This is a genomic window from Pseudomonas sp. BMW13, assembly GCF_013357275.1.
Taxonomy (GTDB): Bacteria; Pseudomonadota; Gammaproteobacteria; order Pseudomonadales; family Pseudomonadaceae; genus Aquipseudomonas; species Aquipseudomonas khazarica.
The window spans coordinates 32,109-49,993 of the sequence record NZ_SUKD01000016.1 but is presented as its reverse complement, the minus strand read 5'-3'; the positions used below and the strand labels follow the sequence as shown (position 1 = coordinate 49,993).

Genomic DNA, 17,885 nt, shown 5'->3' with positions numbered 1-17,885 from the left:
TGCGCTTTCAGAAACGATAGTCCTGGCGCACGATGGCCGCGTGCAGCGTGCTGTCCAGGCGCTGGAAGTGCGCAGTGTCGGGCAGGCGCACGTAGAGTGGGTCGTGGCTCCGGGCCGGGTCGTAAGCGGCCTGTTTGAGATCGGTTTTCTTGTACTTGAAGGTGCCGGTGGTCTCCACTTCGCCGAGCAGGCGGATGAACAGGGGCGCGGCGTAGGCCGGCAGCTCCGCGTCGAGGTAGGTCGCCAGCGCCGCGCCATCGAGATCGCTGCCGGGCGTCAGGCGCAGTGCAGCCATGCCGCAGCGGCCGTTGGTGGCGGGAATCTCCACGCCGTAGACCACCGCGTCTTCCACGCCGGGGAAGGCACCGAGCACGTTCTCCACCTCGGTGGTGGAGACGTTCTCGCCTTTCCAGCGGAAGGTGTCGCCGAGGCGGTCGACGAACTGCGCGTGCTTGCAGCCGATATCGCGCATCAGGTCGCCGGTGTTGAACCAGGCGTCGCCCTGCTTGAACACATTGCGCAGGATCACCGACTCGCTCTTGGCCGGGTCGGTGTAGCCGTCGAAGGGCCATTTGGCGCTGATCTCGCTGATCAGCAGGCCCGCTTCACCCTTGGCGGCCTTGTGCAGGAAGCCCTTCGCATCGCGCAGGACGCAGTCGTTCTCCAGGTCGTAGCGCACGATGGCGTAGGTGGCCGGTGTGTAGCCGACGGTATTGTCGAAGTTGAACACGTTGGTGAAGCCGATGTTGCCTTCGCTGGAGGCATAGAACTCGGTGATCTGTCGGACGCCGAAGCGCTGCTTGAACTCGGCCCAGATCGACGGACGCAGGCCGTTGCCGATCATGCAGCGCAGGCTGTTGTTCTGCTCCGCCGGCTGCACGGGCTGGTTGAGCAGATAGCGGCACAGCTCGCCGATGTAGCCGAAGCAGGTGGCCCGGTAGCGCGCCACGTCGCTCCAGAAGGCGCTGGCGGAGAAACGGCGCCGCAGGGCAATGGCGGCACCGCCGGCCAGCGCCGCGCTCCAGCATACGGTGACGGCGTTGTTGTGGTAGCAGGGCAGGGTGAGGTAGAGCACGTCGTGCGCGTTGAGGGTCAGGCCGGAGTGGCCGAAGCCGCCGTATGCCTTGATCCACTTGCCATGGCTCATGATCGAGGCCTTGGGCAGGCCGGTGGTGCCGGAGGTGTAGATCAGGAAACAGGCATCCTTCATGCGGACGCGCAGGCTGTCCGGTGGGTTGTCCTGCGCCTGGCCGCTGCCCAGCTGCATGAGATTGGCCCAGCCGCTCGGCGGCCGCCCCGTATCGACCAGGCAGTCCTGATCGGCCACCCAGTAGCGGCGAGCATGCGGGTCGTGCAGGTGCTCGGCGATTTCCTCGAAGGCTCCGAGCAGCTCGTCGCCGATCACCAGGAGGCGCGGTTCGACCAGATTGAAGCTATGCGCCAGGACCTTGCCGCGCTGGGTGGTGTTGATCAGTGCGCCGACGGCACCGAGCTTGCTCAGGGCGGCGAGGATCGCCAGCAGCTCCAGGCGGTTTTCCAGCATCACCGCGATCACGTCGCCATGCCTGACACCTTCGCGCTTGAACGCCCAGGCCAGGCGGTTGGCCCAGGCATTGAAGTCGCGGTAGTTGATCTGGCGTTGCTCGTCCATCAGCGCCGGGCGTTCGGGGTGATGCCGGGCGGCGCGTTGCAGCGCCCAGGCCAGCGACAGCGGTTTCTCGCGGTTGCGGATACCGGCGTAGTAGAGGCCGCGCAGCATGCGCGGCACGCGCGGCAGGTGCTGCGGCAGGTGGGCCAGAAAGCGAATGGGCGAAATCAGATCGGTTTGGCTCATGGGGCTCGCACTTGGGGTGTCAGTCGTGGGACGCGAGGCCTGACTCTAGTTGGCCTGGCTGGGCGCAGCCATGGCCCTGGCGCATGCGGACGAGGGCAGATCGGCAAATAGGCGTCGCTCTCCAGGGCATGCCCTGGCGGCAGAACAGGCCCGCTCCGCCATGGGCCCGCGTGCAGCCGTAGCCCGGATGCAATCCGGGGATTGGTGCTCGGGTTCCCCCGGATTGCATCCGGGCTACGAAGGGCCGCAGTGTTCAGTCGACAAACAGGTCGGGTATCAGGCTGCCGCCTGCGGGGTCGAAGCGATACTGTTCGAAATCGCTCTGGCCCTGTTCGCGCAGGATGTCCTCATCGATCAGCAGGCGTCCGCTGATGCTGCGGCCCTCGCTCGCCAGGATCGCACGGGCCGCGTCGGCCATGATCGCCGGGGTGCGCGCACGCTTGAAGGCGTCGCGGCTGCCCAGTTCGAACTCGATGGCGGCGGTGGCGATCATGGTCTTCGGCCACAGCGAGTTGACGCTGATGCCGTACTTCTTGAATTCCTCGCTCATGCCCAGGGTCAGCATGCTCATGCCGTACTTGGTGACGGTGTAGGGAGCATGCTGGGCGAACCACTTGGCGTCGAGGTTGAGTGGCGGCGACAGGTTGAGGATATGCCCGCCGGCGCTCTGTTTCAGATAGGGCAGGGCAGCCTGGCTGCAGACCATCACGGCGCGGGTGTTGATCTGGTACATCAGGTCGAAGCGCTTGGGTTCGAGCCGCTCCACCCCCACCAGCTTGATCGCGCCGGCGTTGTTGACCAGCGCGTCGATGCCGCCGAAATGCTCGGCTGCGCGCGCCATGGCGGCTGCCACGGCCTGTTCGTCGCGTACGTCCAGTTGCAGGGGCAGCGCCTTGCCGCCAGCGGCCTCGACTTCGGCGGCGACGCTGAAGATGGTGCCCTCCAGCTTGGGATGCGGTTCGGCGCTCTTGGCCGCGATGACGATATTGGCGCCCTCGGCGGCGGCCTTGAGCGCGATTTCACGGCCGATACCACGGCTGGCGCCGGTGATGAACAGGGTCTTGGCAGAAAGTGACATGGGAGTGCTCCGGGGCTCGTTGTTGTCGTAGGGCGGATGACGTTCCGTTCACCCACCCGGGCGGTGTCGGGGCGGATGGATGCAGTGCCATCCACCCGCATCAGGTTTCTGAAGCTTCGATTTCCACCAGCAGTTGACGGCTCTTGACCTGGTCGCCCTGGCTGACGCCGATCCGCCGGACGATGCCGTCGACACCCGCCTTGAGCGGGTGCTCCATCTTCATGGCTTCCAGCACCAGCAGCAGCTGGCCCTTGGTGACGCTGGCGCCCTCGCTGGTCAGGACATCGACGATGGCGCCGTCCATCGGCGCCTTCACCGCACCGCTGCTGGCGGCATTCTGGCCCCCGGCCGGTTCGTGGGTGACGTCCAGCAGTTCCAGGTTGCCCTGCTCGCCATACAGCCACAGGCGCTCGCCTTCGTGGTGATAAGCCTGGCGGCGGCGCACGCCGTCCAGCTCCAGGGTCAGCCAGCGTCCGTCGCTGGCCAGCAGGCGCAGGCACAGCTGCTCGTCACCCCGGCTCACGCGAAGTTGTGCCTGGGGGCCGCCGGCGACCACCTCCAGCTCGACGGCATGCTTGTGCTCGCCCTGCTTGAGCACGCAGCGCCAGGGCGCACCGCCCGCGTTGCGCCAGCCGGACAGCCCCGGCTGATGCGCGCGCGCGCCTGCCGAGGCCTGGTAGAGCAGGGCGGCGGCGATGGCCAGCTCGGCCAGGCTGGCGCTGTGTGGCTGCAGGCTGGGATCGTTCTCGAAGTGTTCGGCGATGAACGCCGTCGTGGCGTTGCCGGCAGCGAACTGCGGGTGTTCGAGCAGGTTGGCGAGAAAACGCTGGTTGCCGTTGACCCCGAGGAGCACGCAGCGCTCCACGGCGCGCACCAGCTTGCGCCGGGCTTCGTCACGGGTCTCGCCGTAGGCGATGACCTTGGCCAGCATCGGGTCGTAGAAGGGCGTGACGGCCTGGCCTTCGAGCAGGCCGTGGTCGATGCGTACACCCGGCAGCAGTTCCGGCTCCCAGCGCAGAACCTGGCCGGTTTGTGGCAGGAAGCCGGCGGCGGCATCCTCGGCATACAGGCGCACTTCGATGGCGTGACCCTGCAGGCGGATTTCCTCCTGGCGCAGCGGCAGTGGCTGGCCGGCAGCGGTGCGAATCTGCCAGGCCACCAGGTCCTGTCCGCTGATCAGTTCGGTGACCGGGTGCTCCACCTGCAGCCGGGTGTTCATTTCCAGGAAGAAGAACTCGCCACTGGCGTCGAGCAGGAACTCCACCGTGCCGGCGCCGACGTAGCTGACCGAGACTGCCGCCTTCACCGCGGCTTCACCCATGGCGCGGCGCAGCTCGGGCGTCATCACCGGACAGGGCGCTTCCTCGACCACTTTCTGGTGGCGGCGCTGCACCGAGCAGTCGCGCTCGCCGAGGTAGACGATATTGCCGTGGGTGTCGCCGAACACCTGGATCTCGACGTGGCGCGGGCGGATCACTGCGCGTTCGAGGATCAGCTCGCCGGAACCGAAGGCGTTCTGCGCCTCCGAGCGGGCCGTGCGAATCTGCGCCAGCAGCTCAGCGGATGCCTGCACCAGGCGCATGCCGCGACCGCCGCCACCGGCACTGGCCTTGATCATCAGCGGATAGCCGATGCGCTCGGCTTCGCTGGCCAGGGTGTCGTCATCCTGGGCGGCACCTTCGTAGCCCGGAATGCACGGCACGCCGGCTTCCAGCATGGCGATCTTCGACAGGCGCTTGCTGCCCATCAGGTGGATGGCGTCCACGCTCGGGCCGATGAAGACGATGCCGGCGTCTGTACAGGCACGCGCGAAATCGGCGTTCTCGGAGAGGAAGCCGTAGCCGGGGTGGATGGCGTCGGCGCCGGTCCGGCGCGCCGCCTCGATGATGGCATCGATACGCAGGTAGGACTGGTTCACCTGGGCGGGGCCAATGCACACCGCCTCATCGGCCAGCTGCACATGGCGGGCGTCGGCATCGGCTTCGGAGTAGACCGCAACGGTGCGGTAACCGAGCTCGAGGGCGGTGCGCATCACCCTGCAGGCGATCTCGCCACGGTTGGCGATCAGGATCTTGTTGAATGCGGGCATCTTCGTGCTCCTGTGCGGCGATCCGCGGACTTCATCCGGGCCACGATGTTCGTAGGGTGGATCGCGCTGTCTCGATCCACCGTGTGTGGTACGTGCGTGGGCGGATGTGAAAAGCGACAGCCACCCTGCGGTTGCTCCGAAAGGACGGCGGTATCAGTCCGTCCAAGCCATCATTGCACCCATTTCGGCTTGCGTTTCTGCACGAAGGCCATGGTGCCTTCGACGCCCTCGGCGCCCGTGACGGCGGCGGCGAACTGTTCGGCCGCGCGGTCGAGCAGTGGGCCGAGCGCCTCACGTTCGCTGGCCAGCAGCAGCGCCTTGGTCTGGGCGTTGGCCTGCGGCGCGCACTGGCGGATCTGTGCCAGGGTGTCCTGCAGGCGCTGTTGCAGCGCAGTCGCGTCGGCCTCGCAGTGATGCACCAGGCCCAGGCGCAGCGCCTCGGCGCCGTCCACACGGGCGGCCGTCAGCGCCAGGCGGCGGGCCTGGGTCAGGCCGATGCGGTGCACCACGAACGGGGCGATCTGCGCCGGCAGGATGCCCAGCGTGGTCTCAGGCAGGCCGAATCTGGCGTCGCTGGCGGCGATGGCCACGTCGGACACGCAGGCCAGGCCGAAACCGCCGCCGAGCACGGCGCCTTCCAGCACGGCCACCAGCACCTGCGGCGCGGCCTGGGCCTCCTCCAGCAGCGCACCGAAAGCGCGGTTCAGCTCGCGGTAGGCGTCGCCGCCTCTGGCGCGGGCGCCAGCCATGTCCTTGATGTCGCCACCGGCGCAGAAGTGGCCGTCCGCGCCACGCAGGACGAGGGCGCGTACCCCCGGCTCATGGCGCACGGCTTCCAGGGTGGCGCGCAGCTCGCCGACCATGGCCAGGCTCATGGCGTTGCGGCTGTCCGGACGATTCAGGGTGACGTGCAGCACGCCGTTCTCGAGGTTCAGCAGCAGGGTTTCGCAGTGGGGCAGGTCGTTCATCGCATACCTCGGTGTAGGGCGGGTGGAACCCGCCGCACGGCAATGGCGTTTCGGCGCGTGGGTGGACGTCGCTTCTTACGTCCACCGTCAGGGTGGATCGATAAGGCGTGATCCTCCCTGCGTTCAGGCTTTCTTCTTCCCGGGCAGGATGCCCATCAGCTTGCAGATGATGCCGAGCATGATTTCGTCGGCACCGCCGCCGATGCTGACCAGGCGCACGTCGCGGTAGGCGCGCGACACCGGGTTGTCCCACATGAAGCCCATGCCGCCCCAGTACTGCAGGCAGGCGTCGGATACCTCGCGGCCCAGGCGACCGGCCTTGAGCTTGGCCATCGACGCCAGGCGGGTGACGTCACGCCCCTTCACGTACTGCTCGGTGGCCTGGTAGACCAGGGCACGCAGGGCTTCGATCTCGGTCTGCAACTCGGCCATGCGGAAGTGGATGACCTGGTTGTCGATCAGCGGTTGGCCGAAGGTGTGGCGCTGCTTGCAGTAGTCGATGGTGCTGTCGACGCAGTGCTCCAGGCCCTTGATCATGTTGGCCGCGCCGAACAGGCGTTCCTCCTGGAACTGCAGCATCTGCATCATGAAGCCGGCGCCTTCGTGACCGATGCGGTAGCGCTGCGGTACGCGCACGTTGTCGAAGAACACCTGGGCGGTTTCCGAGCTGCGCATGCCGAGCTTGTCCAGGTGCGGGCTGACGCTGATCCCCGGCGTCTTCATCGGCACCACGATCAGCGACTTGTTGACGTGCGGCTTGTCGTCGCTGGTGTTGGCCAGCAGGCAGATGAAGTCCGCCGATGGCGAGTTGGTGATCCACATCTTGCTGCCGTTGATCACGTAGTCGTCGCCGTCCTTGCGTGCGCTGGTCTTCAGACCGGCCACGTCGGAGCCGGCACCGACTTCGGAAACCCCGATGCAGCCGACCATCTCGCCGCTGATGGCCGGGCGCAGGAATTCGTCGCGCAACGCGTCGGAGCCGAAGCGGGCCAGGGCGGGCGTGCACATGTCGGTCTGCACGCCGATGGACATGGGAATGCCGCCGCAATGGATGGTGCCGAACTCCTCGGCGGCGACGATCGAGTAGCTATAGTCCAGGCCCATGCCGCCGAACTGCTCCGGCTTGGAGATGCCCAGCAGACCCAGTTCGCCGGCTTTTCTGAAGATGTCGTGGATGGGGAAGCGACCTTCCTTCTCCCATTCATCGACATGCGGGTTGATTTCCCTGTCGACGAAGTTGCGGACGGTGCGGCGGAGTTCTTCGTGTTCCTGGGTGAAGATCATTGTTGTTGTGCTCCGTATCGAATGGGGCTGGCGGCGGGTGGCACCCGCCCTGGGTTTTTCAGAATCTGGCGACGCCGAAGCTGCTCGTCTTCAACGGACGCAGGCTCGCTTCGGCGCAGATATCCAGCAACAGGCCCAGCAGCTTGCGCGTATCGCGCGGGTCGATCAGGCCGTCGTCCCACAGGCTGGCGGTGCCGTACAGCGCGGTGGACTGGCTGTCGAGCTTCTGCGCGGTAACGGTTTCCAGCATGTCGAGCATCTTCGGATCGGCCTCCTTGCCTTCCTTGGCGTGTTTCTCCTCGGTGACGATGCGCAGCACCTTGCCGGCCTGGGCGCCGCCCATCACCGCGGTGCGGCTGTTGGGCCAGGCGAAGATGAAGCGCGGGTCGAGGCCACGTCCGCACATGGCGTAGTTGCCGGCGCCGTAGGAGCCGCCGACGACGATGGTGAGCTTGGGCACCGTGGCGTTGGCCACCGCCTGGATCATCTTCGAACCATGCTTGATCACGCCGTGCTGTTCCGACTCGGTACCGACCATGAAACCGGTGGTGTTGTGGAAGAACAGGATCGGGGTATTGCTCTGTTCGCACAGCTGGATGAACTGCGCCGCCTTGGCCGCACCCTGCGGGGTGATCGGGCCGTTGTTGCCGATGAAACCGCAGGCCTGGCCTTCGATCTGCAGGTGGCCGCAGACGGTCTGGCTGTCGAATTCGTTCTTGAAGTCGAGGAACGCCGAGCCATCGGCGATGCGCGCGATGATTTCGCGCACGTCATAGGGCTTCTTGGCGTCGGCTGGTACCAGACCGAGCAGCTCCTCGGCCGGGTACAGCGGCTCGCGCCAGGTTTTCGCCGGGCGTGCAGGCAGTTGCTGGTTCCACGGCAGCATGGCGAGAATCTCGCGGGCCAGGCGCACGCCATCGGCGTCGTTCTCGGCCAGGTACTCGGCGGTACCGGCGACCTGGGCATGCATCTCGGCGCCGCCGAGTTGCTCGTCGCTGGCGATCTCGCCGGTGGCGGCCTTGAGCAGTGGCGGGCCGGCGAGGAACATCTTGGCCTTGCCACGCACCACCACAACGTAGTCCGACAGCCCTGGCTGGTAGGCCCCGCCGGCGGTGCTGGAGCCGTGCACCACGGTAATCTGCGGCAGGCCCATGGCGGACATGCGCGCCTGGTTGGCGAAGCCGCGTGCGCCTTCGACGAAGATGTCGGCGGCGTAGTTGAGGTTGGCGCCGCCGCTCTCGGCCAGGGTCACCACCGGCAATTTGTTCTCGACCGCGATCTGCTGCAGGCGCAGGGATTTCTTCAGGCCGGTGGGGGAGATGGTGCCGCCCTTGATCGCGCTGTTGTTGGCGATCACCAGGCAGCGCACCCCGGCGATGTAGCCGATGCCGGCGATCAGCCCGCCACCGGCCTGGCTGCCGTCCTTGTCGTCGTGCAGCTTGTAGCCGGCCAGCGAGGCCAGTTCGAGGAACGGCGCACCGAGGTCGAGCAGCAGGCTGATGCGCTCGCGGGGCAGCAGCTGGCCGCGCTTGTCGAACTTGGCCTTGGCCTCCTGGGCCTTGTCGAGCACCTTCTGTTCCACGTCGCGGAAGCTGGCGATGGCCGCCAGCATGGCCTCGCGGTTCTGCGCGAAGGCGTCGCCTTGTACGTCGATTTCCGATTGGATCACAGGCATCGCCTTACTCCTGGTCTTTCAGTACGTCGGGCACGTAGGCTCGGTGGAAACCGTTGTACGACTCGCTGTTCGTCGCCTTGCCCAGCGTCCAGGCGCGGGTGCCCTGGCTGGCGGCACCATCGATGCGGATGGTGTTGCCGCTGATGAAGTTGGCGCCGGGGCTGAGCAGGAACACGATGGCCGCGGCCACCTCGGACTCGCTGCCGATGCGTTGCAGCGGTACGTGATCCTTGAGGTTGCGGATCATGTTCTTCATCGATTCGGGGTAGGTGTCCATGCCGCTGGAGGCGATCCAGCCGGGTGCCACGGCATTGACCCGCACGCCGGCGTGGCCCCACTCGTAGGCGGCGGTCTTGGTGAAGTTCTCCATGCCGGCCCGCGCCGCGCCCGAGTGGCCCATGCCGGGCATGCCGCCCCACATGTCGGCGAGCATGTTGACGATGCCGCCGCCGTGCTTGCTCATGCTCTGCAGGAAGACTTCCCTGGCCACCAGGAAGCCACCCACCAGGTTGGTGCGTACCACGGTCTCGAAGCCTTTCTGGTTGATGCCGATCAGCGGCGCCGGGAACTGCCCACCGGCATTGTTGACCAGCTGGTGAATGCGCCCGCGCTGTGCGATCAGCGTGGCGACCATGGCCTTCACGCTGTCTTCGTCGCGGATGTCACAGACATGCCAGCTGGCGCTGCCGCCATCCTCGATGATCTCGCCCGCGGTGTTTTCCAGCTTGTCCTGCTTGCGCCCGACCAGCACCACGTGAGCGCCCAGATGGGCCAGTTCGTGGGCCACGCAGCGGCCGATGCCGCTGCCACCACCGGTGACCAGGATGGTCTGGCCTGCGAACAGGCCGGGTCGGAATACGGAGTCGTAGCTCATTGTTCTTGTTGTCCTTCTCGGTTCCGTAAGAGCGGCTTCAGCCGCGATGCTCTTGCCCAGTCCAGATCTCGGCTGAAGCGATACGTCGCCCGACCGCTCCTACAACATGGAAGGTGGAAGCCGCGCAGCGTTTCCCACCAGAAGCCGGTGGATGGATGAAGCATCCATCCATCCAGCCTGCGATTGGCATCTACAGCGTTTCAGCCAGCGCCCTTGGCACTGGCACTGGGAACTCCAGCAACTGCTGGGCGAACGCCTTGCCCTGCGGGTCGATGCGCAGGCTGGCGACGCCACCACCGCCCAGCGCGTTCTCCAGCAGGAAGTTGAGGCTGTGGCTGCCCGGCAGGTACCAGCGGCTCACGCGTCCCTGCTCGGCATCCAGAGTGTGGGCCATCCACTGAGCCACCGCCTCGGGCGTTAGCGCAGCGGCGATCCACGGCAGGTACTCGGGCTTTCTCGCCATCACACCGATGTTGCTGTGGTTGCCCTTGTCGCCGGAGCGCGCCACGGCCAGGCGCACCAGGGGTACGGCGCTGTCGGCGTCGTCCATGGGCACGGGCAGGGCAGCGGGGGCGGGCACCTGGGCCGGGTCGCAGGCCGCCACCTGCGGCAGGCCGACCGGCTGGCGCTCGCCGTCGATCTCCACCTCCAGGGTGCAGGCGCTCTTGTCCACGAGGAAGCTGAACAGGCGGATCACCGGGTACACGGTCGGTCGTCCGCCGACGATGCCGGTCAGGCCGGGGGCCATGCCGGTGGCGGCCTGGGCGATTTCGCGGGAGAACAGTAGCAGTGCTTCCTTCCTGGCGTGACGTGCGGCGATCTTCACCACCACTTCGCGGCTGTAGCGGCGATGGGCGTGGGCGCCGTAGGTGGCTTCACTGCCGAGCAGCTCGATGCTGACCTCCTGGTACGGGCCCCAGTCGCGCTCGGCGAACAGCTCTTCGGTCTTGCGGATGATCGCCTGGCTGACCCGTTCGGCCTTGGCCACGGCATCGATGCCGGCGAGCAGGAAACTGGCGGTGCAGCGGAAGCCGTCCGGGTGGGTGGCACTGACCTTGTAGCGGTCGCCGGGAGGCAGGCCGCGAGCACCCTGCAGCTGCACCCGGTCAGGGCCGACCTGGCTCAGTTGCACCTGGGTGAAGTCGCAGACCACGTCCGGCAGCAGATAGGCGCGCGGGTCGCCAATCTCGTAAAGCATCTGCTCGCCGACGGTGAAAGGTGTGACCAGGCCGCCGGAACCTTCCGGCTTGGTCACGACGAAATGGCCATCGTCCGCGACCTCGACGATGGGGAAACCGATGTGTTCGTAGTCCGGCACGTCGCGCCAGTCGGTGAAGTTGCCGCCGGTGCACTGCGCGCCGCATTCGATGATGTGCCCGGCCAGGGCGGCCTGGGCCAGTTTGTCGTAGTCGTCCCAGGCCCAGCCGAACTCGTGCACCAGGGCCGCGCTGACCACGGCGCTGTCGACCACGCGGCCGGTGACGACGATATCGGCACCGCGTTCGAGCGCGGCGACGATGCCCGGTGCGCCCAGGTAGGCGTTGACCGATACACAGAAGGGCGGCAGCGGCGCGTCGCTGAACATCTCGCGGGTACCGGCCTTGACCAGCTCGCCAAGCTTGGGCTGCAGGTTGTCGCCATGCAGCACGGCGATCTTCAGTTGCACGCCGGCCTGCTCGCAGGCCGCCTTCAGGGCCGCGGCACAAGCCATCGGGTTGACCCCGCCGGCGTTGCTGATGACGCGGATGCGCTTGTGCGCCAGTTCGCCCAGCAGGGGCGTGAGCACCTCGACGAAGTCGCGGGCGTAGCCCTCGTCGGGCTTCTTCATCCGTGCGCCGGCCATGATCGACATGGTGATCTCGGCCAGGTAGTCGAACACCAGATAGTCCAGCTCGGCCCCGCGAACCAGCTGGGCGGCGGCGGTGGAGGTGTCGCCCCAGAATGCGGAGGCGCAGCCGATGCGTACGGTTTTAGTCATTGTGATGGCCCGTGACACATTGAAGGGATGCGTCGACATTACCAAGCAAGCGCTTGGTTGAAAAGCGCCAGGAGAGGGCAAAACGGCCAAAAATGCGCCCAAGCGCTTGCTTGGTAGGTGTTCGGCGCATACATTTCATCATGCAAGACAAGTACTTGCCGGCAGCATCGAGAATTCATCAGAACAATTGCCGGGCAGGGCAGTGAGGGGGATCAGTCAGCGTGGAAGAACACAGGGCCCAGGCGGTAATGCAGGAACTGGTCGAGACAGGCCGGATTACCGACCCGGACAGCGCACGCGGCAAGCTGCTGCAGATGGCCGCCCATCTGTTTCGCAGCAAGGGCTACGAACGCACGACGGTGCGCGACCTGGCCGCCGCCATCGGCATCCAGTCGGGCAGCATCTTTCATCACTTCAAGAGCAAGGACGAGATCCTGCGCTCGGTGATGGAGGAGACCATCGTCTACAACACCGCGCTGATGCGTGCGGCGCTGGCGCAGGCGCAAGGCACTCGCGAGCGCCTGCTGGCGCTGATTCGCTGCGAGCTGCAATCGATCATGGGCGGTACCGGCGAGGCGATGGCGGTGCTGGTCTACGAATGGCGTTCGCTTTCCGAGGCGGGGCAGGCACAGGTGCTGGCGCTGCGTGACACCTACGAGCAGATCTGGCTGGAGGTGCTGGGCGAGGCGCGCGATGCGGGCTACTTCAACGGCGACCCGTTCATCCAGCGGCGCTTCCTCACCGGCGCGCTGAGCTGGACAACCACCTGGTTCCGCTCCCAGGGCCCGATGACCCTGGATCAGCTGGCCGAAGAGGCCTTGTCATTGGTCTGCAAGGAAGCTTGAGTAAATTGAACTAAGCTAGGGTCGATGACGACCGTTGGCGGGTTCCGAGGCGTATCGCACCCTGTATTACGTGACGCGAGGTCGAGTTTGCGTGCGCTAGTTGCTTGTCTGCTTACCTACCTCACGCTGCTGAATGTGCCGACGGCCATCGCGGCGCAGGAGGTGCGTGTCGGCGGCTACCATTTCCCTCCCTATCTGGACAAACCCGAGTCACCGCATCCGCAGGGGCTGGTCCCGGATCTGCTGCATGCGCTCAATGCATTGCAGCGGCAATACCATTTCGTGCTCGTGCCGACGTCGGCGACCCGCCGCTATCGTGATCTGCAGGGCGGGCGCTTCGACCTGATCTTCTTCGAGTCGAGCCTCTGGGGCTGGGACGCGACGCCGCACCTGGAGCTGAACCTTTCCATCGACGATGCCGAGGTCTACGTCGCGGCGGCCGAACCAGGGCGTGGCCAGGCGTATTTCGACGACCTGAAGGGCAAGCGTCTGGCCCTGTACAGTGGCTATCACTATGGCTTCGCGGGTTTCGAGGCGGATCCCGAGTACCTCGCGCATACGTTCGATGCGCTTATGACCTATTCTCATGACAGCAACCTGCGGATGCTGCTGGCGCGTCGGGTGGATGTGGCGGTGGTGACCTGGTCGTACCTGCAGATGTTCCTCGACCGGAACCCGCAGCTGGTGCCCGAACTGCTGGTTTCCGAGCGTGTCGACCAGCAGTATTACCATCAGGTGTTGCTGCGTCCTGGCGGGGTGCTGACACCCGATCAGGTGGCCGGAATGCTGAGTGAGTTACAAGAAAATGGTGAGCTTCCTGCGCTACTTCGACGCTATCGTCTGACATTGGCTGGCAAAGTAGTAGCGGACTGAAAAACTATCTGGTTGGTCAGCAAAGACTCGGGTAGGCTGCACCACAACTAGAAGAAGGATTTTTTTGGGGAGTCGACATGCGGCATTCGCGGCGCTGGATTCACGGATGGCTGAGTGCTGTCTCGCTGTTGCTCGTCGGTGCAGTTTCCGCAGCCGAGACCGTCAAGGTCGGCGGTGCGCATTTCCCTCCCTATGTCGACAAATCCAATGCGCGTGAGTCGACCGGGCTGCTGCCGCAGTTGCTCGAAGCCCTCAATCAGGAACAGAGCGACTATCACTTCACCATGCTGCCCACGGCCATCGTGCGGCGTTTCGGCGATCTGCAGCGCGGGCGCATCGACATGGCGATCTTCGAGAACCCCAGCTGGGGCTGGCAGGACATCGATGCCACGGCCGTCGACATGGGGCTGGAGGATGCCGAGCTGTTCGTCGCGCGGGACGAGGAGTTGCGTGGCCAGGACTACTTCGATCAGCTGCAGGGCAAGCGCCTGGCCCTCTACCGTGGTTACCACTACGGCTTCGCCGACTTCAACAGCGACCCTGAATTCCTGACCCGGACCTACAACGCCAACCTCGGCCATTCCCATGACAGCAACCTGCTGATGGTCCTGCGCGGCCGTGCCGACATTGCGCTGGTCACCCGTTCGAACCTCTACGACTTCATCAAGCGCAACCGCGAGCATGCCCGCGCGCTGCTGATTTCAGAGCGCATCGATCAGGTCTACCACCATCACGCCATGGTCCGTGCCGGCTCGCCGATCAGCCCCGAGGCGTTCGCCGCCTTGCTCGAGCGACTACGGGCCAAGGGCGAGCTCGAGCGGATCTTCTCGCCGTATCGCATCGCCGTCATGCCAGTCGTAGTGGGTAGCTCAGCAGCAGCACGTGCAGAAGATTGACCGCAGCGTGCAGAGCGATCGCCAGGCTCAGGCGCCCGCTGTAGTGGAACGCCAGGCCGTAGCCGAGACCGGCCACGGCAGCCAGCAGGGCGAATAGCGCGCTGAACGGCAAATGAGCCGCGCCGAACAGGGCGGCGGTGAGCAGCAGGCCCGGCCATGTGCCCAGGCGCTGGGTCAGGGCGGGCTGCAGCACACCACGGAACAGCAGTTCCTCGGCCACCACCGCAACGCCCAGATTGACCGCCAGCCACAGCCAGAGCCCATCTGGCCATTTCGGCTGCCAGGCGACCAGGCCCAGGGCAATGGCCAGTGGTGGCACGGCGAGCAGCGTGAGGATGCAGACCAGCCCGGCGCGCGTGCAGGAGAGCGCCGGCTTGCCGGGTTGCCCCAGCCACCAGGCCAGCAGCGTCATGCCCACCAGCAGTTTGTCCCAGGACAGGCGCAGCGCGTAAGGTGCCGCGTCAGGGCTCAGTTTGCGCGGCTCCCATAGCGGCCATGCGCTGAAGCCCGGCAACAGGTGCGCGGCCAGGGCAATGCCGCCGAGCAGGACCAGGATGGCCCACGGCCCGTTTGGCAGTGATCGATGACCGAGCAGCACGGCAGCACTGAACAGCGCGCCGAGCAGCAGGCCGATCGGCTGGATGAAACCCGTCGCGAAACCCAGCGCCAGGGTGAAGGCTGGAATCAGCAAGCGCAGGTGCAGGGGCATGGCGCCTCCTCGTGAACGAGGGGCGCAGTCTAGCAGGAGTGGGCGAGCCGTTCGGCGTCCCCGTTCCAGTCTGTCGCGGCAGGTCGATGAGTCGCCGCTTCAGCGTTCGCGATTGTCCTTGGCGTCCTGTTCGGCATTGCGCTCGTGAATGCGCTTGAGCTGCTCCTCGGTCAACGGCAGTTTCTTCGCCGTGTCACGCAGCATCAGCAGGCTGCCGACGATGGAGCCCAGGGCGATAACCAGGATGAGCCAGGCGTACCAGGGCATGGACGGTTCCTCTCGGGGGATGGACCTTCACCATACGCGCTCGGCTGTCTGTTGTCAGGCGGGCGCCCCGACGGCGCTCGGCTGCGCCTGAAGCACGGGTGCGATCGTGATCTCTGTCACATGATGGCAACTTGGCGCTGTTTGAATGGCGACTTTCAGACAGCTGGGGGAGGCTGTTCGTGACTCAAGCCAGAGCGCTGCAATCGCTGATGCGAGCGGTCGAACCACTCGCAGCGTCGATGAGTATCAATGAGGTGGCCGACCTGTTCCTGGCGGCCGAGCACCGCGCCTTTCTTTCCCTGCCGGTGGTCGATGACCAGGGACTGCCATTGGGGCTGGTCAGCCGCGCCACCTTGCAGGACATCTTCATGCAGCGCTTCGGCCGCGACCTGCGCGGGCGCCACCCGGTGGGCGAGGTGATGAATCCCGCGCCGCTGATCGTCTCGCTCGAGGCCGGCCTGGAAGAGGCGGCCAAGCAGGTCACGGCGCAGTTGCAGTACCCGATCACCGAGGACTTCATCCTCATCGATGGCCAGGGCCACTACTGCGGCCTGGGTACCGTGCTCGACCTGCTCAAGGCCATGGAGGCGCGGGTCGCGCAGCGCAATCGCGTGCTGCGCCAGGCGCTGGTGGACCTCAAGGAGTCCCAGGCGCAGCTGCTGCAGTCGGAGAAGATGGCCTCGCTGGGGCAGATGGTGGCGGGTGTTGCCCACGAGCTGAATACCCCGCTGGGCTATGTGAAGAACAACGTGCAGCTGCTGCGTGAGCTCAGCGCGCCGCTGTTCGATCTGGCCGCGGCCCAGGCTCATCTGGGCCAGTGCCTGAACGATCCCGGCTGCGACGAAGCGCGCCTGGGCGAGGCCTTGCAGGCTGCCGAACAGGCGCGCCGGCAGGCGGCCCCGGAACTGCTCGCCGAGGACCTACAGCAGCTCTACGGGGACACCCTGTATGGCCTGGAACAGATCGCCGAACTGGTGGTCGGCCTGAAGGACTTCGCCCGCCTGGACCGGGCCATGAGCGAAGAGGTCGACCTCAACGACTGCATCCGCAGTGCGCTGCTGATCGCCCGCAACCACATCAAGGACAAGGCCGAGGTGGTGCAGCAGCTCGGCGAGTTGCCCCGCGTTGCCTGCGCGCCCTCGCAGATCAACCAGGTCCTGCTCAACCTGCTGACCAACGCGGCGCAGGCCATCGACGGGGTCGGGCGCATCCAGATTCGCAGCTGGGCGGACGAGCAGGGTGTTCACGTCTCGTTGCAGGACAACGGCAGCGGCATGCCGGCCGAGGTCCTGGCGAAGATCTTCGATCCCTTCTTCACCACCAAGCCCGTGGGGCAGGGCACCGGCCTGGGCCTGTCCATCAGTTACAAGATCATCCAGGACCACGGCGGCCAGATTCGTGTCGCCTCCGAACCGGGACGCGGCACGCGTTTCCTGATCAGCCTGCCACTGCCCGTCACCGTCGCCATGAAAAGGAGCGCCTGATGTCCGCACCCGTTCGCATACTGTTCGTCGACGATGAAGAGCGCATTCTGCGCAGCCTCGCCCTGCAATTCCGGCGTCACTACGAGGTGCTGACCGAGAGCGACCCGCTGCGCGCCCTGCAGCGCCTGCGCGACGAGCACATCCACGTGCTGGTCAGCGATCAGCGCATGCCGCAGATGAGCGGGGCGCAGCTGCTCGCCGAGGCGCGCGAGATCGCACCGGACACCCTGCGCATCCTGCTGACCGGCTACTCCGATCTGGATGCGGCGGTGGAAGCACTGAACAACGGTGGCATCTTCCGCTACCTGACCAAGCCCTGGGATCAGCAGGAAATGGCCTTCACCCTGCGCCAGGCCGCCGAGCTGGCTGTGCGTCAGGCCCAGCCGCTGCTTGCCACTACCCACGAACAGCTGAGCGCACCGCTCTCGCTGCTGTTGCTGGACGACGAGCCCGACACCCTCGCCGTGGTCGGCGAGTTCTGCGTGTCCGGGGGGCATCGCCTGCTGCGTGCACGCAACCTCGCCGAGGCGATGCTGCAACTGAACAACGAGCGCGTGGATATCCTGGTCGGCGACCTCAAGCTTGCCGGCGAAGACACCGCGCCGCTGCTCAAGACCCTGGCTCAGGCCCACCCGCGCTTGCTCAGCCTGGTGGTCACGCCGTTTCAGGACACCCAGGCCCTGCTGCGCCTGGTCAACGAGGCGCAGATCTTTCGCTACCTGCCCAAGCCGATTCGCCGTGGCCTGTTCGACAAGGGCCTCAAGGCTGCCGCCGAACAGGCGGCGATCTGGCGCGCGCAGCCGCAGCAGGTGGTCAGCCGCCTGGCCGAGGTGCCGCGTGACGAGCGTGAGCAGGAAAAGGTCGGCAGCCTGATGGGCATGCTCGGGCGCCTGCGAGAGCGGCTGATCGCCTGATTGCATGCCGTCGGCCGCGCCCCCTCCGCGGCCTGCGGCAGGCGAGCGCGTTCTGCGGTGGCGCCGGGTTGCGTGCTGCTCCAGCGCCCGGTCGCTTTGCGCTACAATGCGCGGCGT

General features: G+C 66.1%; 15 protein-coding genes. 5 read left to right on the top strand and 10 right to left on the bottom strand.

The window, feature by feature from the left end; translation table 11 throughout:
• Positions 1 to 7 precede the first annotated feature (7 nt).
• The 8 genes from E4487_RS13660 to E4487_RS13625 all read right to left on the bottom strand — a co-directional run bounded on the left by E4487_RS13660 (position 8) and on the right by E4487_RS13625 (position 11,780).
• Positions 8 to 1,834, bottom strand: a complete 1,827-nt coding sequence (locus E4487_RS13660; protein ID WP_175253615.1) for a long-chain-acyl-CoA synthetase — start codon at positions 1,832 to 1,834, stop codon at positions 8 to 10.
• 253 nt (positions 1,835 to 2,087) lie between these two features.
• Complete coding sequence (locus tag E4487_RS13655) at positions 2,088 to 2,912, bottom strand: NAD(P)-dependent oxidoreductase (protein WP_150609297.1); 825 nt, start codon at positions 2,910 to 2,912, stop codon at positions 2,088 to 2,090.
• A gap of 100 nt (positions 2,913 to 3,012) precedes the next feature.
• Positions 3,013 to 5,001, bottom strand: a complete 1,989-nt coding sequence (locus E4487_RS13650) for an acetyl/propionyl/methylcrotonyl-CoA carboxylase subunit alpha (protein WP_175253614.1) — start codon at positions 4,999 to 5,001, stop codon at positions 3,013 to 3,015.
• 170 nt (positions 5,002 to 5,171) lie between these two features.
• Positions 5,172 to 5,969 carry an isohexenylglutaconyl-CoA hydratase gene (gene atuE / locus E4487_RS13645; RefSeq protein WP_134677827.1) on the bottom strand — a complete coding sequence of 266 codons (798 nt, stop codon included), beginning with the start codon at positions 5,967 to 5,969 and terminating at the stop codon, positions 5,172 to 5,174.
• Positions 5,970 to 6,092: 123 nt separating this feature from the next.
• A complete protein-coding gene (gene atuD / locus E4487_RS13640) occupies positions 6,093 to 7,253 on the bottom strand; it encodes a citronellyl-CoA dehydrogenase (protein WP_037054351.1) in 1,161 nt (386 codons plus the stop codon).
• A gap of 58 nt (positions 7,254 to 7,311) precedes the next feature.
• Positions 7,312 to 8,928: a geranyl-CoA carboxylase subunit beta gene (atuC, locus tag E4487_RS13635; protein WP_037054348.1), complete on the bottom strand. Its 1,617-nt coding sequence runs from the start codon at positions 8,926 to 8,928 to the stop codon at positions 7,312 to 7,314.
• A 4-nt stretch (positions 8,929 to 8,932) separates the two neighbouring features.
• The gene (locus E4487_RS13630; protein WP_037054345.1) at positions 8,933 to 9,802 is read right to left on the bottom strand and encodes an SDR family oxidoreductase; all 870 of its coding nucleotides are present in this window, start codon (positions 9,800 to 9,802) and stop codon (positions 8,933 to 8,935) included.
• A 190-nt stretch (positions 9,803 to 9,992) separates the two neighbouring features.
• Positions 9,993 to 11,780 carry an acyclic terpene utilization AtuA family protein gene (locus E4487_RS13625; RefSeq protein WP_175253613.1) on the bottom strand — a complete coding sequence of 596 codons (1,788 nt, stop codon included), beginning with the start codon at positions 11,778 to 11,780 and terminating at the stop codon, positions 9,993 to 9,995.
• A 248-nt stretch (positions 11,781 to 12,028) separates the two neighbouring features.
• Between E4487_RS13625 and E4487_RS13620 the strand changes: the two genes are divergently transcribed.
• The 3 genes from E4487_RS13620 to E4487_RS13610 all read left to right on the top strand — a co-directional run bounded on the left by E4487_RS13620 (position 12,029) and on the right by E4487_RS13610 (position 14,394).
• A complete protein-coding gene (locus E4487_RS13620) occupies positions 12,029 to 12,625 on the top strand; it encodes a TetR/AcrR family transcriptional regulator (protein ID WP_167494404.1) in 597 nt (198 codons plus the stop codon).
• Between the two features lie 87 nt (positions 12,626 to 12,712).
• Positions 12,713 to 13,498, top strand: a complete 786-nt coding sequence (locus E4487_RS13615; RefSeq protein WP_257229425.1) for an ABC transporter substrate-binding protein — start codon at positions 12,713 to 12,715, stop codon at positions 13,496 to 13,498.
• A 77-nt stretch (positions 13,499 to 13,575) separates the two neighbouring features.
• Positions 13,576 to 14,394, top strand: a complete 819-nt coding sequence (locus E4487_RS13610; RefSeq protein ID WP_047584322.1) for an ABC transporter substrate-binding protein — start codon at positions 13,576 to 13,578, stop codon at positions 14,392 to 14,394.
• On the opposite strand, the gene E4487_RS13605 is transcribed toward E4487_RS13610, so the two are convergent.
• Together E4487_RS13605 and E4487_RS13600 are read right to left on the bottom strand one after the other, a co-directional pair.
• Complete coding sequence (locus E4487_RS13605) at positions 14,345 to 15,103, bottom strand: CPBP family intramembrane glutamic endopeptidase (protein WP_175253611.1); 759 nt, start codon at positions 15,101 to 15,103, stop codon at positions 14,345 to 14,347. The two genes, E4487_RS13610 and E4487_RS13605, sit on opposite strands and share 50 nt — an antisense overlap.
• A gap of 99 nt (positions 15,104 to 15,202) precedes the next feature.
• The gene (locus tag E4487_RS13600) at positions 15,203 to 15,370 is read right to left on the bottom strand and encodes a DUF2897 family protein (protein WP_080756935.1); all 168 of its coding nucleotides are present in this window, start codon (positions 15,368 to 15,370) and stop codon (positions 15,203 to 15,205) included.
• Between the two features lie 209 nt (positions 15,371 to 15,579).
• Here E4487_RS13600 and E4487_RS13595 point away from each other — a divergent pair, with 209 nt between their 5' ends.
• Together E4487_RS13595 and E4487_RS13590 are read left to right on the top strand one after the other, a co-directional pair.
• A complete protein-coding gene (locus tag E4487_RS13595) occupies positions 15,580 to 16,854 on the top strand; it encodes a sensor histidine kinase (protein ID WP_257229428.1) in 1,275 nt (424 codons plus the stop codon).
• Entirely contained in the window at positions 16,851 to 17,768 is a 918-nt protein-coding gene (locus E4487_RS13590) for a response regulator (protein ID WP_175253632.1), read from the top strand. Before E4487_RS13595 ends, E4487_RS13590 begins: the two co-directional genes overlap by 4 nt.
• Positions 17,769 to 17,885 lie beyond the last annotated feature (117 nt).